Origin of the sequence: Actinobacillus lignieresii (genome assembly GCF_900444945.1) — a bacterium.
Lineage (GTDB): Bacteria > Pseudomonadota > Gammaproteobacteria > Enterobacterales > Pasteurellaceae > Actinobacillus > Actinobacillus lignieresii.
On record NZ_UFRM01000001.1, the window covers coordinates 654,439 to 678,756 of the forward strand.

Here is a 24,318-nt window from a genome sequence, read left to right on the forward strand (position 1 = left end):
TATGTTTATAGACTGTTTATCTATAAGGAATTTGAATGAAATATGAATTAAAAACGACCAGCGGCAATGCGCGTCGCGGTCGTTTGACGTTTTCTCGCCCGAAAGGCGAATATGTGGTTGAAACGCCGGCATTTATGCCGGTCGGTACATACGGCACGGTAAAAGGAATGACGCCGGAAGAAGTAGCGGCAACCGGTGCGCAAATTTTATTAGGCAATACTTTCCATCTGTGGCTGCGCCCGGGGCAAGAAGTAATGAAATCACACGGTGATTTACATGACTTTATGCAATGGCACGGTCCGATTTTAACCGATTCGGGCGGTTTCCAAGTATTCAGCTTAGGCAAATTACGTAAAATCAAAGAAGAAGGGGTAACTTTCCAAAACCCGATTAGCGGTGAGAAAATTTTCCTTTCGCCGGAAAAATCGATGGAAATTCAATACGATCTCGGTTCGGATATCGTGATGATCTTTGATGAATGTACGCCGTATCCGGCAACCTTTGATTACGCTAAAAACTCAATGGAAATGTCATTACGTTGGGCGAAACGTAGTCGTGATCGTTTTGACGAGTTACAAAATCCGCGTGCGTTATTCGGTATTGTACAGGGCGGTACTTATGAAGAATTGCGTAAGATTTCGGTTGAAGGCTTAGTTAATATCGGCTTTGACGGTTATGCGGTTGGTGGTTTGGCGGTAGGCGAACCGAAAGAAGAAATGCACCGTATCCTTGAATTTACCACACCGTTATTACCGCGAGATAAACCGCGTTACCTAATGGGCGTAGGTAAACCAGAAGATCTGGTTGAAGGTGTACGTCGCGGTATTGATATGTTCGACTGCGTAATGCCGACCCGTAATGCACGTAACGGGCATTTATTTGTCAGTAACGGTATCGTGAAAATTCGTAATGCGAAATATAAAACGGATACCACACCGTTAGATCAGGAATGTGATTGCTACACTTGCAAAAACTATACGAAAGCCTATTTATATCACTTAGATAAATGCGGTGAGATTTTAGGTGCGCGTTTAAATACGATTCACAATTTACGTTATTATCAACGTTTAATGGCACAGATCCGCCAAGCGATTGAAGAAGATCGTTTTGATGATTTTGTAGTGGAATTTTATGCCAAAATCGGTAAGGAAGTTCCGCCGTTACAATCGGAAGTGAATAAATAATTCCAAATTTCTTACTGGCACAAGTTTAGGCTTGTGCCTTTTTGTCAATAAGTGATTAGATAGAGAGGTGATTATGCAACAACTTGAACCGCAACAATTCGCCAGCTGGGCGGAACCGATAGATATGTTGTACGCTTGCCACAGTAAGGTAAAACGTTTTTGTAAACAGCTACAAATTTTACCTGAATATTTGGCAAAAAATGGGGTAAATCAGGCGGTTAAAAACGATGTGCAGCAAATTATCAATTATTTTAACCTTTCCGCACCGTTACATCATGAAGATGAAGAATGTGATTTTTTTTCCGGCATTAATTCAAGTGCAACCGCAGGCTCAAGCCGATATTGATGAACTGGAGAGCCAGCATGAGTCGTTACATCAAAATTGGGCGTTACTATCCGAACAATTGGAAGCATTGGTTGCCGGTACTCGTAGCGATATTGATGTCGATCTTATTGCTCGTTTTGTAGCAGGATATGATGTACATATTGCGATTGAAGAGCCGTTATTTGAACTCGGTCGGACCCATTTGGCGCAATCCGAATTAGAGCGTATGGGTAAAATTATGGCGGAACGTCGTAAAGTCGCTTAATAGATAATGATAAAAACGTATCAATTGGATTTACGTCAATACCGCTGCCCGTTACCGCTATTAATGACTAAAAAAGCATTAAACCGACTAGCGTTAAACGAACGGTTGGTATTATTGCTTGATTTAGCGAGTAGCGTACAAGATTTTGAATTGTTGTGTGAGGAATACGGTTATGAACTCGTGCAAGATACGCAAATCAGCCGGTATCATTCCTTGAGTATTCGCAAAAAGTAAGCGGTTGTTTTTACAAACTTTTTTGCAAAAATAACCGCTTAATTGATAGAAGACTATGACCAACCGTTATGACGTTTACGACGCGGTAAGATAAACGGAATAATTAATCCGAGTAATAAACCTACCGCAAGTACCGAACCGCCATAGATAAACCACTGAATCACAATTTCTCGTTTGGCAGAGTCATGCATCGTTTCCAAATCTCGATTCTTGTTTTTCAGAATATCCAACTCTCGCTTCAATTGAGCATTTTGATCGAGAAGTTGGCTACTTTGCTGTTCGGCTTGTTGGCTGCGGCGTTGCATTTCTAACGTACGTTGTTGCCAATCCGCATCAATCTTACCTAATTTACTACTTAAATCCTGTACTTGCTGTTGCAGTTGAGGAATTAAATCTTTCGGGCTTGCAGTCTGAGAAATTTCAGAGGCAAGCACCCATCCCTCTCGATTTCTGCTATCACGAATTAAAACAAAGCGATCTTTCCGGTCTAATACCGTTACTTTTTCACCGGCTTGAACAGCACCTGAAATTTTGTATTGATCACCCGCACCTTTTCGCATATAAGTACTGAGATTCTCCGTAATATAATCTGCGGAAAATACCGGAGAAGAAAGACCAAGTAAGGTATAAGCAATTAGGATTAACTTCCGTTTTAACATAATCGAGTCCTTTTAGATGAAAGGGAAAGATATGTTTAAACATACTTTCCCTGAACGATAAAATTAATAAAAAATCATTAATAAGATTTCATAGATAACAATTGCAATGATTGCGCCTGCCGGTAATGTGACGACCCATGAGGCAACAATATTACGAATAATACCTAAGTTTAAGGCTGCAATACCGCGAGCAAATCCGACACCTAAGATTGCCCCTACAATGGTTTGTGTCGTTGAAATAGGTAAACCGGTACCTGAAGCGATTACTACGGTAGTCGCACAAGCAAATTCGGCAGAGAAACCGCGGCTTGGCGTTAAATCCGTAATACCGGTACCCATCGTTCCCATTACTTTATAGCCCATGATAAGCATACCGGCTGCGATACCCGCCGCACCTAACGGTAGAATCCATGAAGCCAATGCCGCTTTCCCTTCCACGACACCGCCGCTATGCACGATAGATACCACTGCGGATAACGGACCGACCGCATTTGCCACATCGTTCGAGCCGTGTGCGAATGCCATTGAACAAGCGGTTAAAAGCATTAAAATACTGAATACTTTTTCTACACCACCAAATGCAGCACCTTGAGCGCGTTTTGCAAATGCTTCGCTACGGAAATAGAAGTAACAAGTTACTACGGCGACGGCTGCGATGGCTGAGGAAATAAGTACGGTTTCCGTTGTGGTTAAATGCAAACCGACATGTTTTAAGCCCTTAGTCATAGTCACGATACTTAAAATAAAAGCGGTAAGTGCCATATAGAACGGACCGTACTTTTGTGCATTTTTCATCGGTTCATCAGTATCGAAAATAAGTTTTTGCGTACTAATAAAAATCCAATAAGCGACAAAACCGGCGATAACAGGTGTAATAAACCAGCTACCAACAATCCCGCCCAATTGTTTCCACTGTATGGCTTCGCTACCGACAGTTAAACAGCCGAAACCAATAATTGCCCCGATAATCGCGTGTGTTGTAGAAACAGGCCAACCCATTTTGGATGCGACTAATAGCCAAAAACCTGCGGCGAAAAGCGCCGACATCATGCCTAATACCAGAATATCCGGCTTATCGGCAAAAAATGAAACATCAATAATACCGCTTTTAATTGTTTCGGTTACTTCTCCACCTGCAAGATAAGCACCGGCAAATTCAAAAATCATCGCAATTACGATAGCCTGGCGGGCGGTAATCGTACCGGAACCTACCGATGTTCCCATTGCGTTAGATACGTCGTTAGCCCCGATACCGAAAGCCATAAAAAAACCAAAAATTGCAGTAATAATGACTAAAATATTGCCATATTGCTGAATGAGTTCCATTCTTTTCTCCTACGCTTTAGCTAACATTAGCTCGATTCGTGAACCGACACGTTGAGCTTGATCAGCTAAAATGCTCACTCGTTCAATACATTTATATAAAAACATTACATCAATCGGATTCAGATTTTTTTCTAAACCTAATAGCGTATGACGTAAACTTACTTGAAGTTGATCCGTATCGTCTTCAATTTGATCAAGTTCTAAAATCATATTATTAACAAAATGACGTTCTCGACCACGGAAACCGGTTTCAAGTAATTCGTCCATTTCATCTAACACTTTACGAATTTGGCGACTGGAATCCAGACTACGGAAGAGAAATTGGCGGAATGCGGGCTGCATAATTTCCGGTATGACTAACTGGCGACCGATAATTCGGCCGGAAATATCTCTAGAATAATTAGCTAATTTATCTAATTGCGTAACAATCTCTAATAGATCGCCACGTTCTACGGGTAAAAATAAACCGCGCGGAAGTTTTAAACGAATTTCGCGTTTTAAAGCATCAGCTCGGCGTTCTAAATCAATAATTTGCGCTCTAATATCCGCAGCTTTATCCCAATCACGGTCAAAAGTCGCTTCAAAAAAAGGTTCGAGTAATTCACTACATTCCGTTACTTTAAAAGCAAGTTTTTGTAGTGGAGTAAGCGGCGATTGTGCGAATAAACCAAAAATGTTATTCATTGCCATAAGGTATCTCCGTTGTGAATAAAATTTTACTTGATTTCGTTTTAGACAAAATCTTGTATATTTTACTTTATATAAAATAAAAGATCACGGGGAGGAAGTTAAAAATATGAGAATAAGCGACCTGTTTTGTAAGATTTTTTATACAGTTAAGTCGCTTGATTTTGGGATGCGGTTTATTTCGATTTTGATTAAATATGGTGTATCACCAACCGTTTACCGTGCAAGGTTAATACTTCGGCATCAAGATTGTATATATTTTTTAAATTTATCGGCGTAATAATTTCTTCGGGCGTACCGACCATGGCTATTTGTCCGTCTTTCATCGCTACAATCGTATCCGCATAAGCCGCCGCCATATTGATATCATGAACAACCATAACGGTTGTCAGATTAAGCTCATCGGTTAATTCTCTTAGTAATTTCATCAATACTTTAGCGTGAAACATATCCAGATTATTAAGCGGCTCATCGAGCAAAATATGATGAGTTTTTTGGCAGAATGTCATAGCGATTAACGCTCTTTGTCGCTGTCCGCCGGAAAGTTCATTTAAGAATCGATCTTTTAATGCGGATAGTTCGAAACGTTGTAACGCTTCTTCTACGATGTTTTTGTCTTCTTCACGGATTCTTCCTTGATGATGCGGATAACGTCCGAACATCAGTAAGTCGTTTACCGTAATGCGACTATGAATGACATTATCTTGCGTTAAAATTGCTAAATTTTGAGCGATAATTCGAGAATCGGTAGAGCTGATATCGTAATGATCCAACAAAATTTGACCGCTTTGAATGGATTGCAAACGCGCAATAAGCGAGAGTAGCGTCGATTTACCCGCTCCGTTAGCTCCGACTAGTGCAGTAATACCGCCGTTAGGAATATGTAAGTTGATATTATTTAAAATAGTGGCTTGACCAATTTTATGTGTAATATTTTTAACTTCGATCATCTTATTTCTTCTGCTTTAAAATTAAATAAATGAATACGATCCCGCCGGCAAATTCAATAACAACACTTAACACGCCTTGCATTTTAAGTAACTGCTCAAAGACAGCCTGTCCAAGCACAAGAGTGATAGAGGAGATAATCACCGTCATCGGTATTCTGACACTATGGGCAATTACGGGGCTGATTGCATTCACTAATGCGCATACCAATAATCCTAAAAATAGAATAGGACCGACTAAAGCGGTTGAAACGGCAACCAACAACGCACAACAAACGAGTAATTGTCGTGTAAATTGAGAATAGTTTAATCCTAATCCGATCGCTCTATCTTTACCAAGTAATAAAATGTCTAATTTATGGCGATGATGCCAAATCCAACAAGCGCTTAATATCGTAATACTGACGCTAATCCAAAGCAATGTAGGGTTAGCGGTATTGAAACTTGCAAATGAGGTACTTTGCGCAACCGCGAATTCTTCGGGATCAATCATTCGTTGCAGTAAATTATTTAAACTACGAAATAACACACCGAATATAATGCCGACTAAAATCATTCTGGCAAGATCGGTATTATTTTTATTCAGCGTGCGGAACAATAAGAGTGAACCGAATAACATAAGCGAAGTTTCGATCCCGAATTTACTGATAAGATCCAATTGCGTAAACCCAACACCGCCTAAAGTAAATACTAAAGCCGTCTGTATTAAGAGATATAACGAATCGAAGCCTAAAATACTCGGAGTTAAAATAGGATTATTGGTTAATGTTTGAAATAATAATGTTGAAACGCCGATAGTATAAGCAATGGTTAAGAGTAGAACTAATTTTTTGCCTCTGAACGGTAAGACAAAATCCCAGTTGCCGTTAGCGTTATATGCCATAAAGAATAGGCTACTGGCGAATAAGATTCCGGTTAAAAAAAACAATATATTAGAGGTACGCATTATTTTTTCCCTCTAAACAGTAAATAGAGAAAAACAATCGTTCCGCAAATCCCGAAGATGGTCGAGATAGGTACTTCATAAGGCGCATTGACCACACGTCCGATAATGTCACAAAGTAAGACTAAGTTCGCGCCGAGTAATGCTACTGAAGGTAAATTCTGGCGTAAACGGTCACCGGCTAAACGAGAAATGATATTAGGTACAACTAATCCGATAAACGGAATTTGTCCGACCGTAACTACAACCACCGCGGTAATCATTGCAACCACAATTAACGCAAACCAAGTCATTTGGCGGTAATTGATACCTAAACTGGTACTGATATTTTGACCTAATCCGGCAATGCTGAGTTGTTCCGCCATAATATATACAAGGACGGCTAGCCCGGCTGTTAGCCATAATAATTCGTAACGCCCTGCTAAGATACCGGAAAAGTCGCCTGAGAACCAAACGGATAATAATTGTAAAGAGTCGGTTTCGTATGCGACGAAAGTAGTAATGGCCTCAATAATATTACCGAATACGATTCCGATGAGCGGAACCATCAACTTTTGATGGGGGGGTAATCGACGAAGCAACAGCATAAAAATCCCCATACCGATTAATGCGCTTAACGTTGCAAAGGACATTTTCATAATAAGCGGTGTGGCAGGAAACATTAAGCTGGCAATTAAGATACCGATTGCCGCACTTTGGCTGGCTCCAATCATACTGGGTTCAATAAAACGATTTTTAAGTACGATTTGAAGTACCATTCCGGCAATACCAAGTGTGGCACCGACAAGTACAACGGCAAGCGTTCTGGGTAATCGACTGATAAAAAGTAATTCAAGCTGTTCGGTATGGGTGAAAAGATCTCTCCATTGGAAATCGGCAACCCCTACTGAAATACTCAATAGAAAAAGTAAGACCAGAAATAAAAAATTTAAAGCGGTTAGTTTTTGCATTATTTTTATAGGGATATTAATAATCAACGATGGCACATATATTGAGATATGTGCCATTTATCTATCTAACGGTTAAACTTTTTAAGTTATTTTGAAAATGCTTTTTTGATATTCGTCAGATCTTCACGCATTTGAGTTACACCGCCTGCCGCTAAATATGCGGAGCTACTTAAATAAACCACTTGATTATTTTTCCAAGCGTTTGTTTGATGTACTAATGCATTATCCAGTACTTCGCGAGCCGTTTTGCCTTCTTCACCGATTGCAGCGGTACGATCTAACACGAATAACCAATCCGGATTCACTTTTTGTAATAATTCGAATGATACCGGTTGTCCGTGACTTGTCCCTTTTTGTCCGACGTTTTCAATCGCCATCGGAATATCAAGAGCGGAGTGGATCCAACCTAAACGCCCTTTATTACCGAAAGCAGACATTTTTCCACCGTTTACAATCACAATTAAACCGTTACCTTTGCCTTTTACCGCCGATTTGGTTTCTTGAAGTAATGCTTCGATTTCCGTTTTTAATTGTGTCGCTTTTTCTTCTTTATTGAATAGCTTACCTAAATGTTCGATTTCTTGTAAGCCTGCTTGTAGCGTATTTAAATTGGTCGGAATACTTAAATCAATCGCATTTGAAATGGTTTTTACATCATCTAATTTTGCGGCGGAACGTGTCGCGACAATAATAAGATCCGGTTTTAACGAATTTAATGCTTCTAAATTCGGCTCGAAAAACGTACCGATATTTACCGCTTTTTCAACCGCAGGTTTTAAATAAGGAAGGGTTTTAGTTACATCGGGACTACCTGCGATAGGCACGTCCAAATGAGATAAAATATCAATGGCAACCGCATCAAAAACGGCTAACTTAGCCGGTGTTTGAGTAAACGTTACATCGCCGCGAACAGTCGGAATAGTCACTTCTTTAGCCAATACGGATGTCGTAAGTGTCGCTGCAAGCGTTAAGCCGAATAATACTTTTTTAAACATAATGTACATTCCTTTAGTGAGTAGATGTAATGAAAATGATTAGCAATAATTCTATTCGGATTTTTTATAATGTAAAGTAAAATTTAAGCGGTCGATTTTCACTGAATATTTGCAAATTTCAATTTATGCAAAATTCCGTTAAACTAATTACTTATATCACTAACTAAAAGAGTATGAATATGCCTGAATACACGCCAACTAATAAAGAGAATTCAAGAGACAAGCAAGTGGAACAAATTGCGATTGCTCCTCACTCTATCGAAGCGGAACAAGCCGTATTAGGCGGTATTATGCTCAATAACGAACATTGGGATAACGTATCCGAACGTATTCAAGCCGGTGATTTTTATAACTATGCACATCGTACTATTTTCGAGCAAATGGTGGAGTTGGTACGCCATAATCAACCGATTGATATTATTACGTTAGATCAAGCGTTGAAAGATAAAGGCGTACTACAAGATGTAGGCGGTTTTGCCTATTTGGCAGAGTTATCTAAGAACACGCCGAGTGCGGCGAATATCCTTGCTTATGCCGATATTGTCCGTGACCGTTCGGATCTACGAGGGGTGATTTCGGCCGGTAATCAAATTGCGGAAATGGCCTATCATACCAAAGGCAGAAGTTCAAAAGACGTGCTGGATGAAGCTGAGCGAATTGTGTTTGAAATCGCAGAGAAACGTAATTCGGCGAATGAAGGCCCGCAAAAGATTGATGATATTTTAATTAATACGCTTGCTCGTATCGAAATGCTTTCTAAAAATCGTCATAACGGCGGAGTAACGGGGGTTTCAACCGGTTTCCTCGATTTAAATAAAAAAACCGCAGGTTTACAACCGTCGGATTTAATTATCGTTGCGGCGCGTCCGTCTATGGGGAAAACTACGTTTGCGATGAACTTATGTGAAAATGCTTCGTTACTGGATGTAGAAGATCCGAATGATTTGGACGAATACGGTAATCCTCGCAAAAAGCCGGCGAAACCGGTACTGATTTTCAGTCTTGAGATGCCGGCGGACCAAATTATGATGCGTATGTTGGCTTCGCTCTCTCGCGTGGATCAAACGAAAATCCGAACCGGACAAATTCATGACGATGAAGATTGGGCGAAAATATCCAGTACGATGGCAATCTTGCAAGAGCGCAAAAATATCTATATTGACGACAGTTCCGGCTTAACGCCGACCGAATTACGTTCTCGTGCAAGACGTGTATATCGTGAGAACGGCGGGCTAAGTATGATCATGGTGGACTATCTACAGTTAATGCGTGCGCCGGCGTTTTCCGATAACCGAACCCTAGAGATTGCCGAAATTTCTCGATCTCTGAAAGCGTTGGCAAAAGAATTACAAGTGCCGGTTGTCGCACTTTCTCAGTTAAACCGAAGTTTGGAACAACGCGCCGATAAACGACCGGTAAACTCGGATTTACGTGAATCCGGCTCTATCGAGCAAGATGCGGACTTAATTATGTTTATTTATCGTGATGAAGTGTATAACGATAATTCCGATTTAAAAGGTATTGCCGAAATTATTATCGGTAAGCAGCGTAACGGTCCGATTGGACGAGTGCGTTTAACTTTCCAAGGACAATATTCAAGATTTGATAACTATACAGGCGGAGCCTATGACGATGAGTACTAATCTCTGTGCGATTTATAAAAGCCCGAAAAGAGAAGGAATGTTTCTGTATGTGGCAAAACGAGACCAATTTGACAATGTTCCAGAAGCGTTACGTCAAATGTTCGGTAAACCGCAATTTGTGATGCTTTTTAATTTAAACGGTGAAAAGCAGCTCAAGCGGTCAAAAAATGAAGAAGTTTTGCAAGCGATCCAAACACAAGGCTTTTTCCTACAGATGCCGCCTCCACCGGAAAATTTGCTCAAAACATTCCTTGAACAGCATAAAGGGGGGAACTAATGCACTGCCCGTTTTGTGCCGCGGAAGAAACCAAAGTTGTAGATTCTCGTCTTGCTGCGGACGGTTATCAAATTCGTCGCCGTCGTGAATGTACCAGCTGTAAAGAACGTTTTACGACATTTGAGTCTGCGGAATTAGTCGTACCTTATATTGTAAAAAATAACGGTAACCGCGTTCCGTTCGATGCAAATAAATTACGAGTCAGCTTAAATCGTGCGCTGGAAAAGCGTCCGGTTAGTGCGGATGATGTGGAAAAAGCTATCAGTAAAATTATTATTCAGCTTCAATCAACCGGTGAGAGAGAAGTACCGAGTAAATTAGTCGGTAGCCTTGCTATGGATGCGCTAAAGCAATTGGATAAGGTTGCCTATATTCGATTTGCTTCGGTATATCTCAGCTTTGATGATATTGAAGAGTTTACTAAAGAAATTGAGAAGTTAAGAGAATAGAGAATATTACGAGCATACGACGGTATTTTTGTCGTCTCTTTTAGCGCTTCTATCGAAATGCAAGCGGTTGATTTTTGTTAAATTTTTACAAAAATCAACCGCTTGTTTATATTTGGAGTTTACGTTTATTCAAATAGTCCGGCGTGAAGTGCGCGAACCACTTCGTCCGCTTCGTCATTTTTAATAAGCGTACAAACGTTGTTTGTGCTTGCGCCGTAGCTAATTAAGCGAATATTGAAATTCTCAATCGTATGGAATAACTGTTTAGCCACACCGGCTTGCGTATGTAAATTATTACCGATAATTGCGATTAACGCTAAATCGTTTTCCACTTGTACGTGGCAATAAGCGTTTAATTCGTCCAGTAATTCTTTTGATAACATATCCGCACCGGATGATGCCGAACCGGTTTTATCCAAAGTTAATGCTACGCTGACTTCCGATGTAGTAATTACATCTACCGAAATTTTGTGTTTTGCCAGAATAGCGAACACGTTAGCTAAAAAGCCCTGAGCGTGAAGCATTGATAGGCTGGATAGCGTTAATAATGTTTGGTGACGACGTAACGCAATTGCACGGAACGTCGGGCGCGGTTGCGGATCACGCGTTACCCAAGTACCGCCTTGTTCCGGTGCTTTGCTTGAGCCGACATATACAGGAATGTTGCTGCGTACGGCAGGTAATAAAGTTGCAGGATGTAGCACTTTTGCACCGAAAGTCGCCATTTCCGCCGCTTCGTTAAATGCCATGGTATCAATACGCTGTGCATTTGGTACGACACGCGGATCGGTTGTATAAATACCCGGTACGTCCGTCCAAATTAATACGTCATTCGCATTTAGCACTTCCGCTAATAATGCCGCAGAGTAATCCGAGCCGCCACGACCTAAAGTGGTCGTTTTACCCTCATCATCTCGACCGATAAAACCTTGAGTAATCACGACATTACCTGCTGCAATTAGCGGTTTAATAATCGCATCGGATTGCTGTTGCGTTTTTTCGTCATTTGGTGCGGCTTTTCCATAATTGCTATTTGTCGCGACAATGTCACGCACATCTACCCATACTGCCGGGAAATTACGTTCTTTTAGCAACTGAGTAAAAATTTTAGTGGACATCATTTCACCGTGACAGATTAATTCATCGGTTAAAGCGTTGGATGTCGCAAGACTTGCAGATTCCGCTAATGCGGCGATATGTTGTAATAATTCGTCGATTTCAGCGGAAACTTCACTTTGATTTTGTAATTTTTCAATGATGTTGTATTGAATGGTACGTACCGCATCCAAGATTTCTTCACGACGTTCTTTTTCACAACCGTTCGCTAATTCTACTAAATAATTAGTTACGCCTGCAGACGCAGAAAGTACGACAACACGCGTATTGGCATCTGATGTTACGATATTCGCACAAGATGTCATTGCGTCGAAATTTGCTACACTGGTTCCACCGAATTTTGCAACCGAAAGATGAGACATAATAAGAATTTCCTATAAATCAAAAATAATAGATGATATGTGTAGTGGATATTCGAAAGGAAATTGAGTAGATTAGGCGGTTTGATTTAAGAACCAATTAATCAGAGCACTCCATTTAAACTTGCGTTAAATGACAGCTGATAGGATTCAACCTGACTCAGCCGATGTTCATTCCAGTCTAGTGAATTCACACCTCGGCAAGCACTCCCATCATTTAATCCTCAAACGGCCCTAGTTGCCTTGGATTAAACTGCCTGAGTGTTGCGCCTCTCCCGCAATGATAAAATCATTACTTCCTTCCGTAATAGTACGGAAAGCACGTATAGAAATACCTTTTTCTTATAAAGGTGTCAAACGATATTTATTCGGAATGATAAGAATGCTTAAGGATTGGGCTAATTTGAGAAGAATTAGGCTTGAAAATAAAAGAGGTCGGATCTTTAATTCGGCTTTATAAAAAAATTAAATGTTTCCGGCCTCGATAAGGGAGATTAATTATTTTTCATTTTTTTCCGATGCGGCCGTTTTATGCGCCGCCATTTTTTGGCGGATTTCACGGCGTTGTTTTGAAAGTTCGGCATTGCGAATCATATAGTCGTCCACACGATTTTCATAATCGTCACGCATATTCGCAATAATGGCACGAATGTCTTCCACCGTCATCGAATCGCTAATATATTGATTCAAGTTATCTAAAAGTAATACGCGTTTTTGGTTATCGCGAATTTTGCGATCATTGTCCGCCGTTTCACGATGGAGTTTGTTTTTTAAACGGTATAGATGAACATAATCCAACATATCTTGGAAAGATTGTTTTTTAACATCAGCCATTTGAAGATCCTCTTGGTTAGTAAATATTAAAACTAATCGAATCCTAGACTTTTTAATTTGATTCGTCAAAATGTTTTATTCCACTTTACTTATTTGTTCAAAGAAACAACGATACCGTCAAATTAATGAAGAAATTTTCTATCGATTCGTAGTAAAAATGATAGAATCTTAATATTTATCTTCATCGTTTGTTTATAAGGATATTTTTATGTCGTCGTCTAAACAATTAATGCCGAGAGAGTTTGCTGCGATCGATTTGGGATCGAACAGCTTTCATATGATTGTGGCACGCATTGTAAACGGTTCAATCCAAATACTTTCACGTTTGAAGCGTCGAGTTCGCTTGGCGGACGGTTTAGATGAAAATCGTATTTTGAGTCAAGAAGCGATTACAAGAGGCGTAGAATGTTTAGCGTTATTTGCCGATCGTTTGCAAGGATTTTCTGCGGAAAACGTGAAGGTGGTCGGGACTTATACTTTGCGTCGGGCGATTAATAATGAAGACTTTTTAACACAAGCGGCTGAAGTATTTCCGTTCCCTATTCAAATCATTTCGGGGCAAGAAGAAGCGCGCTTAATTTATTCCGGAGTCAGTCATACTCAACCTGAACGCGGACGAAAGTTTGTGGTGGATATCGGCGGCGGTTCGACGGAGATGACGATTGGCGATAATTTTACGCCGTTACGTGCCGAGAGCCGTCATATGGGATGCGTGAGCTTTGCCAAACGATTTTTTGCAAAGGGCGAGTTAAACATTGAACGTTTTGACAGCGCTTATCAACTTGCAATGGAAAAAATCGAAGATTTGGCTTGGGAATATCGTCAGCTCGGTTGGCAACACGTTTTAGGTTCGTCAGGTACGATAAAAACCGTACAAAAAGTTTTAATTGCGAACGGTTACCGTGACGGATTAATTACGGAAGAACGTTTACAGGCTTTAATCGACGATTGTTTACGTTTTAATTCGTTAAATAGCATCCAGATGAAGGGGTTACTTGAGGAACGAGCCGACGTTTTAGTTCCCGGATTAGCTATTTTGCTCGCGCTTTTCCATACTTTCAGAATCGAATCGATGCGTTATTCCGACGGAGCTTTGCGAGAAGGCGTGATGTACGGGTTAGAGAAAAGTTTTCAAGTCGGCGATATTAGACAGCGTACTGCAGAAGCATTGGCGGAGCAGTTTAATATCGATCAGCAACAGGCGAATCGAGTGGAACATACGGCATTGGAATTGTTCGAGCAAGTGAAAAGTTGGCGTAACCGTCGCCAAACGGCGGAATTGTCGAGTATGCTGAAATGGGCGAGTTTGTTGCATGAAATCGGGATCGTCATCAATCATAACGGCGTTAATAGACATTCCGCTTATATTATTGCGAATCGAGACTTACCCGGATTCGATTTTGAACAGCAGAATTTATTAGCAACCTTAATGCGCTTTCATCTTAAAGGTTTCAAACGTAGCGATATTCGTAGTACCAATCGTTATCAGCATCGCGATATTCTTACCTTACTAAGATTATTCAGATTGGCCGTTTTACTTAATCGTTCTCGTCAAGCGACGGTAACCTCTAAAATCTTAAACTTGCATATTGATAATAACGAATGGTTTCTCTCGTTCGATTCGGGTTTTTTAGCTAAAAATCCTCTCGTTCTGGCAGACTTGGAAGAAGAAAAAAAATATTTGTCTTCTCTAGGCTTAGTACTCAATGTGGGTTAGTCCTGTCAAAGAGGCATAAATGTTTATGCCTCGCGTTTTATAAAATTTTGATCTAGTTCTCATTTTTCCCTTTTCTTCCTTGTTATTTCTAAGATAAGTCTTTAACCTACTATTATTGGAGTATATCTTCATTTATGGAGTGTTTGCTGAATTGATACGGCAATCTATGTAATAGTTAATTTAAGGTAAGGACTGTTAATATGTTATTAGGTGATTTATCTCGTGCGGATTATGCGAAATCGTTACCCCCTGTTTTTGCGCGTTTATGTGAAAAACTTAAAAATTTAGATTTAGTTAATCTTCCCTTAGGTTGGCAGGATCTTGAAGAGGGTGTTCGTATGAACGTGATGGAGTTCGAAACCTCGCCGGCGGAAGAGAAAAAAGCTGAAATGCACCGTAAATTTATTGATATTCAATTACTTATCTCAGGGGAAGAAATGATTGAATATGGTTTGAGCGAACCTGATTTGGCACTGTATGACGAATATCGAGATGAAGACGACTATCAACTTACCGATAAAATCGAACATAAAAACGAGTTGATTTTACAACCGAATATGTTTGCGATCTTTCTTCCTTACGAACCGCATAAACCGGGAAATGCGGTAGGCGGACAAAATAAATTACTTAAAAAACTTGTGGTGAAAGTACCTGTGAGTTATCTATAGGAGGCGCAAATGTCTGCTCGAGGTAAAATATTAGATACAATCGGTGCGTTACAAACCAGCCTGACCAAAACGGAAAAGAAAATCGCATCGGCGATTTTGGCTCAGCCTGAAATTTTAAGTCAGAATTCTCTTTCTGAGGTTGCCAAGCAATTGGATGTCGGTGAAGCTACCTTTATTCGATTTTGTAGAACGCTGGGTTTTAAAGGCTATACCGATTTTAAACTGGATTTGGCCATCGAATTAGCCACGCAAGAAAAACGCAGTAATTCCATTTTTGATACGGATGTATCGGAAAGCGATACGCCGAAAGAAATTGCGGTTAAATTGCAAAGCAGTTTAAATAATGTGATTGCGGAAACAATCAATCTATTGGATTTCCAAGAGTTGGAATATGTGGTTGAGGAATTACAAAAAGCGCAACGTATTTTCTTATTCGGTGTCGGATCGTCGGGGCTTACCGCAGAAGATGCCAAACATAAATTGATGCGTATCGGCTTACAAACCGATGCGGTTACCAATAACCACTTTATGTATATGCAGGCATCATTGTTACGTGAAGGCGATGTTGTGATCGGTATCAGCCATTCCGGTTATTCCGACGAGGTAATCAGTGCGTTGAAAATCGCACGAAAAAATCATGCGAAAACCATTGCGATTACTCATCATATTCGTTCGCCGATTACCAATGTGGCGGATTATGTGTTGATTAACGGTAATCGACAAGGTCATATGCAAGGAGATTCGATCGGGACCAAAATGGCGCAATTGTTTGTACTTGATCTGATTTACTCGCTCTTGGTTAAAGCGGAGCCGGAAAAATCGATTCAGCAAAAACAAAAAACTTTAGACGTAATCTTAGAACAACGCGTTCACGGTCGATAATCGATAAATTACAAGCGGTCGAATTTGCAGAAATTTTTGTAAATTTGACCGCTTACTTTTTTTCCGTAAAAAAGTACTTTTAAAGTAGCGAATATTTTCGCTAGAATGGCTAAATCAGTTTTTAAAAACACACAAAGAGGCAAACACAATGACACAAGTTTATAATTTCAGCGCAGGCCCGGCAATGATGCCGAAAGCCGTTTTGGAACAAGCTCAACAAGAATTATTAAATTGGCAAAATCAAGGGACTTCGGTGATGGAAGTCAGTCATCGTGGTAAATTGTTTATGGAGTTGGCGACACAGTCGGATAAAGATCTGCGTGAAGTCTATAATATTCCGGATAACTATAAGATCCTATTTTTACAAGGTGGTGCGAGAGGACAATTTGCGGCGATTCCAATGAATTTGATCGGCGAAAAGGGTAAGGCTCTTTATTTAAACAGCGGTCATTGGTCCGGAACGGCGGCAAAAGAAGCACGTAATTTCTGCGAAATCAATGAAATCAATATTGTAGAAAAAGATCAAAACGGGATCATTTCCGTTACTCGTACCGATTTCAGCGACATCGCCGATCAATACGATTATGTGCATTATTGCCCGAACGAAACGATTAGCGGGGTGGAAATTCACGAGATTCCGAATGTAGGTAATGCCGTATTGGTTGCGGATATGTCTTCAAATATTCTTTCGCGTAAAATTGATATTAGTAAGTTCGGTTTAATTTATGCCGGCGCACAAAAGAATTTAGGTCCGGCAGGTATTACGATAGTGATTGTACGTGAAGATCTGATTGGTAAGGCGCGTACCGCTACACCGTCTATTTGGAATTACGAAACGCAAGTCAATGCCGATTCGATGATCAATACGCCGCCGACATTCGCTTGGTATTTATGTTCATTGGTATTTAAACATTTAATCAAAGAAGGCGGTTTACCGGCGATTGAAAAACGTAATGAAGCTAAAGCGAAATTGTTGTACGACTACTTAAATAACAGCAACTTCTATCGTAATTATATTGCCGAAACCAATCGTTCGGTAATGAATGTGACATTTACCACCGATAATGACGAATTAAATGCAAAATTTGTGGCGGAAGCGACCGCTTGCGGTTTACACGCTTTAAAAGGACACAAAGTGTTAGGCGGTATGCGCGCATCAATTTATAACGCGATGCCGATTGAAGGCGTGCAAGCGTTAATTGGATTTATGGATAAATTTGCGAAAGAAAACGCGTAATACTTGAGCGTATATAAAAAGAAACCATCTGCCGTGCAGGTGGTTTTTTTACAGGTCGATTTTATGTTTCCGATAAGTTTTAATATATTATTTTATTTTGATATGAAAGGAAAATCCTAACGGATCATTCGCTAAAACTAAGCGTATAACTGTATCGTTTTCTGTTACAATCAAAAAACTTTACTCAACCAAAAAGGGAATATTTATGAATTTTGAAACACTTTGCCTACATGCAGGCTATACGCCGAAAAACGGCGAGCCGAGAGCTTTACCTATCGTACAAAGTACGACATTTACCTATGATAGTGCGGAATCTATCGGGAAATTATTCGATTTAGAAGAAGCGGGCTTCTTTTATACTCGTTTGGCGAATCCGACGACGAATGCGGTGGAAGAAAAAATTGCGGCGTTAGAAGGCGGGGTTGCGGCTATGTGTACCGCATCGGGGCAGTCTGCGGTTTTCTATGCGCTGATGAATTTACTTGAATCCGGCGACCATTTTATTTCCGCATCCAGCATTTACGGCGGCAGTTATAACCTATTCGCACATACGTTCCGCAAAATGGGGATTGAAGTGACTTTTGTCGATCAATTTGCCCCGATTGAAGAATTGAAAAAAGCGATTCGTCCGAATACTAAAGCAGTCTTCGGTGAAACTATCGCAAATCCGGCGTTACGCGTATTGGATATTGAGAAATTTGCCGCATTAGCGCAAGTGGCGGAATGTCCGTTAGTTGTCGATAATACTTTTGCTACGCCGTATTTCTGCCGTCCTTTTGAATTCGGCGCCAATATAGTGGTACACAGTTCATCAAAATATCTTGACGGTCATGCGGTCGCATTGGGTGGGGTGATTATTGACGGCGGAAATTTCGATTGGAATAACCCTAAATTTAAAGCCTTCCACCAACCGGATGAAACCTATCACGGGCTGGTTTATACCGAAACGTTCGGTAAAGCGGCGTATATGGTAAAAGCTCGAGTGCAATTGATGAGAGATTTAGGTGCAACGCCCGCACCGCAAAACAGTTTCTTACTGAACTTAGGGTTGGAAACATTATCCCTCCGTATGAAACAACATTTTGCCAATGCTAAGGCGGTTGCGGAATTCTTAGAAGCGCATCCTCAAGTAAAAAGCGTATATTATCCGGCATTGGCAAGTTCACCGGATTTCGCATTACAGCAAAAATATACGCCTAACGGCTTATGCGGCGTGCTTTCTTTTGAATTAAAAGGTAATAAAGAAACTGCGATGAAATGGCTGAATGCGCTTAAGTTAGTTTCTCGAGAAGTGCATGTGGCGGATATTCGTACTTGTGCGTTACATCCGGCAACTTCTACACATCGTCAGTTAAGTGCTGAAGATCTCAAAGCGGCGAATATTTCCGAAACATTGATTCGTCTTTCGGTCGGGATCGAAACGCTGGAAGATATTCTAGCGGATTTAACTCAAGCATTTGAGCAAGCTGTGTAAAGACTTAATATGAATGTATAAGCGGTCGTAAATTTTCCTAGATTTACGACCGCTTGTTTATGAAGGGAAGAGAGAAAATCAATCCATTACGTTTGTATTAATTTCTTTCCATCTGTAACATATTTTTTACTGGCAAAGATTGGGATTCTCTAATACAATCCGAACACTACTCAATAAAAATAATGTTACAGAGGTAAAAATGCAATTTCTCAACATCGCTAATGAGGGTGTAAAATCCCTTTCTCCTTACCAAGCGGGCAAACCGATTGAAGAATTAGAACGTGAGCTGGGTATCAGTAATATCATTAAACTCGCTTCCAATGAAAACCCGTTCGGTTTCCCTGAAAGTGCAAAACAAGCGATTATTAATCAACTCAATGATCTCACTCGTTATCCGGATGCAAACGGTTTTGAATTAAAAGCGGCAATTTCAAAAAAGTTCGGCGTACAAGCGAATCAAATTACTTTAGGTAACGGTTCAAACGATTTATTGGAATTATTTGCGCATACTTTTGCCGGCGAGCAAGATGAAATTATCTATTCGCAATATGCCTTTATCGTGTATCCGTTAGTGACTAAAGCGATTAATGCGGTGGCTCGTGAGATTCCGGCGAAAAATTGGGGACACGATTTAGAGGCGTTTCTTGCTGCAATCAATGAAAAAACCAAATTGATTTTTATTGCAAACCCAAATAATCCGACCGGAAATTTCTTAAGTGAAGCAGAAATTGACGCTTTCTTAGCGAAAGTACCGGCAAATGTGTTGGTAGTACTCGATGAAGCCTATACCGAGTTTACAGACGCTTGCGAGCGTGTTGATTCATTCGGTTTATTAGCAAAATATCCGAATTTAATTGTTTCTCGTTCACTTTCCAAAGCGTATGGACTTGCCGGGCTGCGAATCGGTTATGCGGTCTCTCACGCTGAAATTGCGGATTTATTAAATCGAGTACGCCAACCGTTTAACTGTAACAGCCTTGCATTGGCTTCAGCGATTGCGGTGATGAATGACGATGCGTTTGTGGAAAAAGTTGCGGAAAATAATCGCCAAGAGATGCAACGTTATGAAGCATTCTGCCAAGCACAAGGTTTGGATTATATTCCTTCCAAAGGTAACTTTATTACGATTGATTTCAAACGTCCTGCCGCACCGATTTACGAAGCCTTATTACGTGAAGGCGTGATTGTTCGTCCGATTGCAGGTTACGGTATGCCGAATCATTTACGTATCAGTATCGGTTTACCGCAAGAAAATGACCGCTTGTTTGCCGCATTAGTAAAAGTGTTGGGATAATTTAGAGAATAAAATGGAAAAAATTACATTAGCACCGATCAGCCGTGTTGAGGGCGAGATTAATTTACCCGGCTCAAAAAGCCTTTCAAACCGTGCGTTATTATTAGCCGCTTTAGCGAAAGGGACGACTAAGGTTACCAATTTATTAGACAGTGACGATATTCGCCATATGCTCAATGCGTTAAAAGCATTAGGCGTTAATTATTCATTATCGGAAGATAAAACCGTTTGTACCGTTGAAGGTGTCGGCGGTGCGTTTAATTGGAAAAACGGTTTGGCGTTATTTTTAGGTAATGCCGGTACGGCAATGCGTCCGCTAACTGCAGCATTATGTCTAAAAGGCGCAACTGAAGCGGAAGTGGTTTTAACCGGCGAGCCTCGTATGAAAGAACGCCCGATCAAACACTTGGTTGATGCGCTTCGTCAAGCGGGTGCAAGCGTTCAATATTTGGAAAATGAAGGTTATCCGCCGGTAGCAATCCGCAATAGCGGTCTAAAAGGCGGGAAAGTACAAATTGACGGCTCAATTTCCAGCCAATTCTTAACCGCTTTACTGATGGCGGCACCGCTTGCCGAAGGCGATATGGAAATTGAAATTATCGGTGAACTGGTATCAAAACCTTATATTGATATTACCTTGGCGATGATGAAAGATTTTGGAGTAAAAGTTGAGAATCGAAATTACCAGACCTTTGTGGTTAAAGGTAATCAAAGTTATCTCTCACCGGAAAAATATTTGGTAGAAGGCGATGCGTCATCCGCTTCTTATTTCTTAGCAGCCGGTGCGATTAAAGGTAAAGTGAAGGTAACCGGTATTGGTAAAAATTCGATCCAAGGCGACCGCTTGTTTGCCAATGTGCTGGAAGCGATGGGCGCGAAAATTACTTGGGGTGACGATTTTATCCAAGCGGAACAGGGTAAGCTTAAAGGTGTGGATATGGATATGAACCATATTCCGGATGCAGCGATGACGATTGCAACTGCCGCATTATTTGCCGAAGGGGAAACGGTGATTCGCAATATTTATAACTGGCGTGTCAAAGAAACCGATCGTTTAACGGCGATGGCGACCGAATTGCGTAAAGTCGGTACAATCGTTGAAGAAGGCGAAGATTTTATTCGTATTCAGCCTTTACCACTCACGCAATTCCAGCATGCTGAAATTGAAACCTATAATGATCATCGTATGGCAATGTGCTTCTCTTTGATTGCATTGTCCGATACGCCGGTAACGATTTTAGATCCGAAATGTACGGCAAAAACCTTCCCAACTTATTTCACTGAATTTGAGAAGTTGTCGGAAAGAACATAACAAGCGATAATAAGCGGTTGAATTTGTAAAAAAATTTGCAAATTCAACCGCTTTTTTATGTATAGGTATAAATTTTAATTCAATTAAATTGCATAAATATTCATTTTGATATACATTTGTCAGAAACAAAAAATAATGAGGAAGTTATGCGTAACACAGAATTAGTTCAATGGTTTAGACAATCCACGCCTTACGTAAATATGCACAGAGAGAAAACCTTTGTGATTATGTTAGACGGCAATGCGATTGCTCACCCGAATTTTATTAATATTACTAATGACATCAGTTTGTTGCATAGTTTGGGCATCAAGCTGGTGATTGTGTTTGGTGCTCGTTGCCAAATTGACGAGTTATTGGCAAAAAATCAGATGAGTTCCGCCTATCATAAGCATATTCGTATTACCGATAGCAAAACGTTAGAAGTGGTTAAGCAAGCGGTCGGCGGATTGCATTATGATATTTTTTCTCGTTTGTCATTACGTTTACCGAATTCTCCGGTACTAAACGTAGTAAGTAGCAATGCGGTATTAGCGCAACCGCTTGGTGTAATTGACGGTGTGGATTACGGTTTAAGCGGTAAGATTCGCCGGATTAATATCGAAGGGATTCAGCAACAATTGGCACAAGATGCAATCGTGGTTATCGGTCCGATTGCGCCTTCGGTTACCGGAGAAATGTTTAATTTACCGTTTGAGGAGATTGCAACGCAAATTGCGATTAAGTTAAAAACGGATAAGCTAATCGGTTTTTGCGATCAGCAAGGGATCTTGGATTCGGAAGGCAATGTATTATCGGATTTACACCCTCGTGAAGCTAAACGTTATTTAACGCAATTTATTGAGTCCGGACAATATCATCATTCCGCCGCACGCTTTTTACAAGCGGCAATCGAAGCCTGTCATGCCGGCATTAAACGTTCACACTTACTGAGCTATAAAGAAGACGGTTCATTACTGCAAGAGTTATTTTCTCGTGACGGTATCGGAACGCAGTTATCGGAAGAGAGCTCGGAAAATATTCGTTTGGCAACTTCGTTTGATATTCCGGGGCTGTTGAATCTGATTCGTCCGCTTGAAGAACAAGGGATTTTGGTTAAGCGTTCGCGTGAACAGCTGGAAATGGAGATCAGTAACTATACGATTATTGAGCGTGACGGTATTGTGATTGCCTGTGCGGCATTGAATCATTATCCGCAAGAAAAAATGGCGGAAATGGCTTGCGTAGCGGTACATCCCGATTATCGTGATTCGTCGCGAGGCGATGTGTTACTGGAAGCGATTAAACGTAGAGCCTATAAATTGCAGGTCGAGAAATTATTCGTATTAACCACTCGAACAACCCAGTGGTTCCAAGAACGCGGTTTTGTGCTTTCTACCACGGACGATTTACCGAAAGAGAAGCGGGAACATTACAATTATCAACGAATGTCGAAGATTTTAATCTTAGAACTCAGTCAGTAAGCGGTTGAATTTTACTAAATATCTGCAAACGTCTTTCCGTAAAAGGAGAGACGTTTTATTTTGTAAGAAATAGAGAAAATTTAACCGCTTGTTACTTCACTAAATATTGATGGCGATCTTCCATTAATTTGCTTAGAAATTCGATGAACACTTTCACTTTAGGCGATAAGTAACGGCGGTACGGATATAAGACGCTAATATCTATCGAATGTTGTTTATATTGCGGTAAAATTTCAACCAAATTGCCGGCACTGATTTCTTCTTTAACCAAAAAGAGCGGTAAATTAACGATACCCTGTCCCGCTTTTGTCATTTGTAACAGGGCATAACCGTTATTGGAAATCACATGTGCGTTAGGTTTGATTTTCATTTTTTGTTCACCGTCCATAAATTGCCATTGCTGATGATTTTCATAGATTAAACAAGTATGTTCGGTTAATTGTTCCAAATTTTCCGGTGTACCTTGTTTGGCTAAATAGTCCGGCGATGCGATAAGTACCAGTTCGGAACGTGCGATGCGTTTGGCTACAATGGAGCTGTCTTCCAACGCACCGATACGCAATACCAAATCATAACCTTCCGCCACAACATCGACACGACGATCACTAAACTCAATATTGAGCTGAATATTCGGATAAGTTGTCATAAATTGCCCTAAATAAGGCGCAACGAAACGTGATCCGAAGTCCATCGGCAGAGAAATTGTGATTTTCCCTTGTAATGTTGAGGTAATATTGCTTACACTATTCTCCGCATCTTTTAATTCGTTAAGAATGGGCAAGCAACGTTGATAATAAAGTAAACCGGCTTCGGTGGGAGTGATCTTACGAGTTGTACGGTGTAATAGTCGTACGTTGAGATGTTCTTCAAGTTGGGCAATCAGCTTACTTGCCATTGCTAACGAGATCTGTTCAAGTTGTGCCGCTTGAGTAAAACTTTGTGTTTCGATTACACGACAGAAAAGATTAATCGCATTGAGCTTATCCATTTTTTATCTCTCTAGATATTGTTTTTTATCATTAGGCTTGCTATTGTCGGTGCATTTTGGGTCAAGTAGTATTAAATATCAACTAAAAAGAAA

At 40.5% G+C, this 24,318-nt stretch carries 23 protein-coding genes, 1 pseudogene and 1 riboswitch; of the genes and pseudogenes, 14 read left to right on the forward strand and 10 right to left on the reverse strand.

Annotation, left to right across the window (positions count from 1 at the left end; all coding sequences use genetic code 11):
- The first annotated feature begins 35 nt into the window (after positions 1 to 35).
- The 3 genes and pseudogenes from tgt (at position 36) to DY200_RS03040 (ending at position 2,008) form a co-directional block, all read left to right on the forward strand.
- Positions 36 to 1,184, forward strand: coding sequence for a tRNA guanosine(34) transglycosylase Tgt (gene tgt / locus DY200_RS03030; RefSeq protein WP_115586877.1), 1,149 nt, complete (start codon positions 36 to 38; stop codon positions 1,182 to 1,184).
- 73 nt (positions 1,185 to 1,257) lie between these two features.
- Positions 1,258 to 1,774, forward strand: a pseudogene (locus DY200_RS03035) (hemerythrin domain-containing protein).
- A 6-nt stretch (positions 1,775 to 1,780) separates the two neighbouring features.
- Positions 1,781 to 2,008, forward strand: coding sequence for a sulfurtransferase TusA family protein (locus DY200_RS03040; RefSeq protein ID WP_039709087.1), 228 nt, complete (start codon positions 1,781 to 1,783; stop codon positions 2,006 to 2,008).
- 53 nt (positions 2,009 to 2,061) lie between these two features.
- On the opposite strand, the gene DY200_RS03045 is transcribed toward DY200_RS03040, so the two are convergent.
- The 7 genes from DY200_RS03045 to DY200_RS03075 form a co-directional block, all read right to left on the reverse strand.
- Positions 2,062 to 2,667, reverse strand: a complete 606-nt coding sequence (locus DY200_RS03045; RefSeq protein ID WP_005597098.1) for a TIGR04211 family SH3 domain-containing protein — start codon at positions 2,665 to 2,667, stop codon at positions 2,062 to 2,064.
- 63 nt (positions 2,668 to 2,730) lie between these two features.
- Positions 2,731 to 3,993 carry an inorganic phosphate transporter gene (locus DY200_RS03050; protein ID WP_115586878.1) on the reverse strand — a complete coding sequence of 421 codons (1,263 nt, stop codon included), beginning with the start codon at positions 3,991 to 3,993 and terminating at the stop codon, positions 2,731 to 2,733.
- A 9-nt stretch (positions 3,994 to 4,002) separates the two neighbouring features.
- Entirely contained in the window at positions 4,003 to 4,683 is a 681-nt protein-coding gene (locus DY200_RS03055) for a TIGR00153 family protein (RefSeq protein ID WP_005597094.1), read from the reverse strand.
- Positions 4,684 to 4,871: 188 nt separating this feature from the next.
- The gene (locus tag DY200_RS03060) at positions 4,872 to 5,630 is read right to left on the reverse strand and encodes an iron ABC transporter ATP-binding protein (RefSeq protein WP_115586879.1); all 759 of its coding nucleotides are present in this window, start codon (positions 5,628 to 5,630) and stop codon (positions 4,872 to 4,874) included.
- 1 nt (position 5,631) lies between these two features.
- Positions 5,632 to 6,573: an iron chelate uptake ABC transporter family permease subunit gene (locus tag DY200_RS03065; RefSeq protein ID WP_115586880.1), complete on the reverse strand. Its 942-nt coding sequence runs from the start codon at positions 6,571 to 6,573 to the stop codon at positions 5,632 to 5,634.
- Entirely contained in the window at positions 6,573 to 7,520 is a 948-nt protein-coding gene (locus DY200_RS03070) for an ABC transporter permease (protein ID WP_115586881.1), read from the reverse strand. The genes DY200_RS03065 and DY200_RS03070 overlap by 1 nt, the downstream gene beginning before the upstream one ends.
- An 86-nt stretch (positions 7,521 to 7,606) precedes the next feature.
- Positions 7,607 to 8,515 carry a siderophore ABC transporter substrate-binding protein gene (locus DY200_RS03075; protein WP_005597086.1) on the reverse strand — a complete coding sequence of 303 codons (909 nt, stop codon included), beginning with the start codon at positions 8,513 to 8,515 and terminating at the stop codon, positions 7,607 to 7,609.
- Between the two features lie 179 nt (positions 8,516 to 8,694).
- On the opposite strand from DY200_RS03075, the gene DY200_RS03080 reads away from it, so the two are divergent.
- From DY200_RS03080 to nrdR, 3 genes are read left to right on the forward strand one after another with little or no spacing between them, the layout of a single operon-like run.
- Positions 8,695 to 10,158 (forward strand): replicative DNA helicase, encoded by a 1,464-nt coding sequence (locus tag DY200_RS03080; protein WP_005618968.1) that lies wholly within the window; start codon positions 8,695 to 8,697, stop codon positions 10,156 to 10,158.
- Positions 10,148 to 10,435, forward strand: coding sequence for a YcgL domain-containing protein (locus DY200_RS03085; RefSeq protein WP_172539923.1), 288 nt, complete (start codon positions 10,148 to 10,150; stop codon positions 10,433 to 10,435). Before DY200_RS03080 ends, DY200_RS03085 begins: the two co-directional genes overlap by 11 nt.
- The gene (gene nrdR / locus DY200_RS03090; RefSeq protein WP_115586883.1) at positions 10,435 to 10,884 is read left to right on the forward strand and encodes a transcriptional regulator NrdR; all 450 of its coding nucleotides are present in this window, start codon (positions 10,435 to 10,437) and stop codon (positions 10,882 to 10,884) included. Before DY200_RS03085 ends, nrdR begins: the two co-directional genes overlap by 1 nt.
- 125 nt (positions 10,885 to 11,009) lie before the next feature.
- On the opposite strand, the gene lysC is transcribed toward nrdR, so the two are convergent.
- Positions 11,010 to 12,362 (reverse strand): lysine-sensitive aspartokinase 3, encoded by a 1,353-nt coding sequence (gene lysC, locus DY200_RS03095; RefSeq protein WP_115586884.1) that lies wholly within the window; start codon positions 12,360 to 12,362, stop codon positions 11,010 to 11,012.
- A gap of 96 nt (positions 12,363 to 12,458) precedes the next feature.
- Positions 12,459 to 12,642: riboswitch (Lysine riboswitch) on the reverse strand.
- Between the two features lie 215 nt (positions 12,643 to 12,857).
- Entirely contained in the window at positions 12,858 to 13,193 is a 336-nt protein-coding gene (locus DY200_RS03100) for a DUF496 family protein (RefSeq protein WP_005597075.1), read from the reverse strand.
- Between the two features lie 208 nt (positions 13,194 to 13,401).
- Here DY200_RS03100 and ppx point away from each other — a divergent pair, with 208 nt between their 5' ends.
- The 8 genes from ppx (at position 13,402) to argA (ending at position 23,237) form a co-directional block, all read left to right on the forward strand.
- Complete coding sequence (gene ppx / locus DY200_RS03105) at positions 13,402 to 14,910, forward strand: exopolyphosphatase (RefSeq protein ID WP_005597073.1); 1,509 nt, start codon at positions 13,402 to 13,404, stop codon at positions 14,908 to 14,910.
- Positions 14,911 to 15,110: 200 nt separating this feature from the next.
- Positions 15,111 to 15,578 (forward strand): N-acetylneuraminate anomerase, encoded by a 468-nt coding sequence (gene nanQ / locus DY200_RS03110; RefSeq protein ID WP_005597071.1) that lies wholly within the window; start codon positions 15,111 to 15,113, stop codon positions 15,576 to 15,578.
- A 9-nt stretch (positions 15,579 to 15,587) separates the two neighbouring features.
- Positions 15,588 to 16,460: a MurR/RpiR family transcriptional regulator gene (locus DY200_RS03115; RefSeq protein ID WP_005597069.1), complete on the forward strand. Its 873-nt coding sequence runs from the start codon at positions 15,588 to 15,590 to the stop codon at positions 16,458 to 16,460.
- A 148-nt stretch (positions 16,461 to 16,608) separates the two neighbouring features.
- Positions 16,609 to 17,697 carry a 3-phosphoserine/phosphohydroxythreonine transaminase gene (gene serC / locus DY200_RS03120; RefSeq protein WP_115586885.1) on the forward strand — a complete coding sequence of 363 codons (1,089 nt, stop codon included), beginning with the start codon at positions 16,609 to 16,611 and terminating at the stop codon, positions 17,695 to 17,697.
- A 205-nt stretch (positions 17,698 to 17,902) separates the two neighbouring features.
- Complete coding sequence (locus DY200_RS03125; protein ID WP_115586886.1) at positions 17,903 to 19,171, forward strand: O-acetylhomoserine aminocarboxypropyltransferase/cysteine synthase family protein; 1,269 nt, start codon at positions 17,903 to 17,905, stop codon at positions 19,169 to 19,171.
- A gap of 199 nt (positions 19,172 to 19,370) precedes the next feature.
- Positions 19,371 to 20,465 carry a histidinol-phosphate transaminase gene (hisC, locus tag DY200_RS03130; RefSeq protein WP_115586887.1) on the forward strand — a complete coding sequence of 365 codons (1,095 nt, stop codon included), beginning with the start codon at positions 19,371 to 19,373 and terminating at the stop codon, positions 20,463 to 20,465.
- 13 nt (positions 20,466 to 20,478) lie between these two features.
- Positions 20,479 to 21,777, forward strand: coding sequence for a 3-phosphoshikimate 1-carboxyvinyltransferase (gene aroA, locus DY200_RS03135; protein WP_115586888.1), 1,299 nt, complete (start codon positions 20,479 to 20,481; stop codon positions 21,775 to 21,777).
- A gap of 146 nt (positions 21,778 to 21,923) precedes the next feature.
- Complete coding sequence (gene argA, locus DY200_RS03140) at positions 21,924 to 23,237, forward strand: amino-acid N-acetyltransferase (protein WP_115586889.1); 1,314 nt, start codon at positions 21,924 to 21,926, stop codon at positions 23,235 to 23,237.
- Between the two features lie 91 nt (positions 23,238 to 23,328).
- Here argA and DY200_RS03145 read toward each other — a convergent pair whose 3' ends face one another.
- On the reverse strand, positions 23,329 to 24,225 hold the full coding sequence (locus tag DY200_RS03145; protein WP_115586890.1) for a LysR family transcriptional regulator: 897 nt from the start codon (positions 24,223 to 24,225) through the stop codon (positions 23,329 to 23,331).
- Positions 24,226 to 24,318: the final 93 nt, after the last annotated feature.

Bases quoted from the DNA above. Each gene is read 5' to 3' on its own strand.
- tgt (WP_115586877.1), top strand. From the start codon at position 36: ATGAAATATGAATTAAAAACGACCAGCGGCAATGCGCGTCGCGGTCGT.
- DY200_RS03040 (WP_039709087.1), top strand. From the start codon at position 1,781: ATGATAAAAACGTATCAATTGGATTTACGTCAATACCGCTGCCCGTTA.
- DY200_RS03045 (WP_005597098.1), bottom strand. From the start codon at position 2,667: ATGTTAAAACGGAAGTTAATCCTAATTGCTTATACCTTACTTGGTCTT.
- DY200_RS03050 (WP_115586878.1), bottom strand. From the start codon at position 3,993: ATGGAACTCATTCAGCAATATGGCAATATTTTAGTCATTATTACTGCA.
- DY200_RS03055 (WP_005597094.1), bottom strand. From the start codon at position 4,683: ATGGCAATGAATAACATTTTTGGTTTATTCGCACAATCGCCGCTTACT.
- DY200_RS03060 (WP_115586879.1), bottom strand. From the start codon at position 5,630: ATGATCGAAGTTAAAAATATTACACATAAAATTGGTCAAGCCACTATT.
- DY200_RS03065 (WP_115586880.1), bottom strand. From the start codon at position 6,573: ATGCGTACCTCTAATATATTGTTTTTTTTAACCGGAATCTTATTCGCC.
- DY200_RS03070 (WP_115586881.1), bottom strand. From the start codon at position 7,520: ATGCAAAAACTAACCGCTTTAAATTTTTTATTTCTGGTCTTACTTTTT.
- DY200_RS03075 (WP_005597086.1), bottom strand. From the start codon at position 8,515: ATGTTTAAAAAAGTATTATTCGGCTTAACGCTTGCAGCGACACTTACG.
- DY200_RS03080 (WP_005618968.1), top strand. From the start codon at position 8,695: ATGCCTGAATACACGCCAACTAATAAAGAGAATTCAAGAGACAAGCAA.
- DY200_RS03085 (WP_172539923.1), top strand. From the start codon at position 10,148: ATGAGTACTAATCTCTGTGCGATTTATAAAAGCCCGAAAAGAGAAGGA.
- nrdR (WP_115586883.1), top strand. From the start codon at position 10,435: ATGCACTGCCCGTTTTGTGCCGCGGAAGAAACCAAAGTTGTAGATTCT.
- lysC (WP_115586884.1), bottom strand. From the start codon at position 12,362: ATGTCTCATCTTTCGGTTGCAAAATTCGGTGGAACCAGTGTAGCAAAT.
- DY200_RS03100 (WP_005597075.1), bottom strand. From the start codon at position 13,193: ATGGCTGATGTTAAAAAACAATCTTTCCAAGATATGTTGGATTATGTT.
- ppx (WP_005597073.1), top strand. From the start codon at position 13,402: ATGTCGTCGTCTAAACAATTAATGCCGAGAGAGTTTGCTGCGATCGAT.
- nanQ (WP_005597071.1), top strand. From the start codon at position 15,111: ATGTTATTAGGTGATTTATCTCGTGCGGATTATGCGAAATCGTTACCC.
- DY200_RS03115 (WP_005597069.1), top strand. From the start codon at position 15,588: ATGTCTGCTCGAGGTAAAATATTAGATACAATCGGTGCGTTACAAACC.
- serC (WP_115586885.1), top strand. From the start codon at position 16,609: ATGACACAAGTTTATAATTTCAGCGCAGGCCCGGCAATGATGCCGAAA.
- DY200_RS03125 (WP_115586886.1), top strand. From the start codon at position 17,903: ATGAATTTTGAAACACTTTGCCTACATGCAGGCTATACGCCGAAAAAC.
- hisC (WP_115586887.1), top strand. From the start codon at position 19,371: ATGCAATTTCTCAACATCGCTAATGAGGGTGTAAAATCCCTTTCTCCT.
- aroA (WP_115586888.1), top strand. From the start codon at position 20,479: ATGGAAAAAATTACATTAGCACCGATCAGCCGTGTTGAGGGCGAGATT.
- argA (WP_115586889.1), top strand. From the start codon at position 21,924: ATGCGTAACACAGAATTAGTTCAATGGTTTAGACAATCCACGCCTTAC.
- DY200_RS03145 (WP_115586890.1), bottom strand. From the start codon at position 24,225: ATGGATAAGCTCAATGCGATTAATCTTTTCTGTCGTGTAATCGAAACA.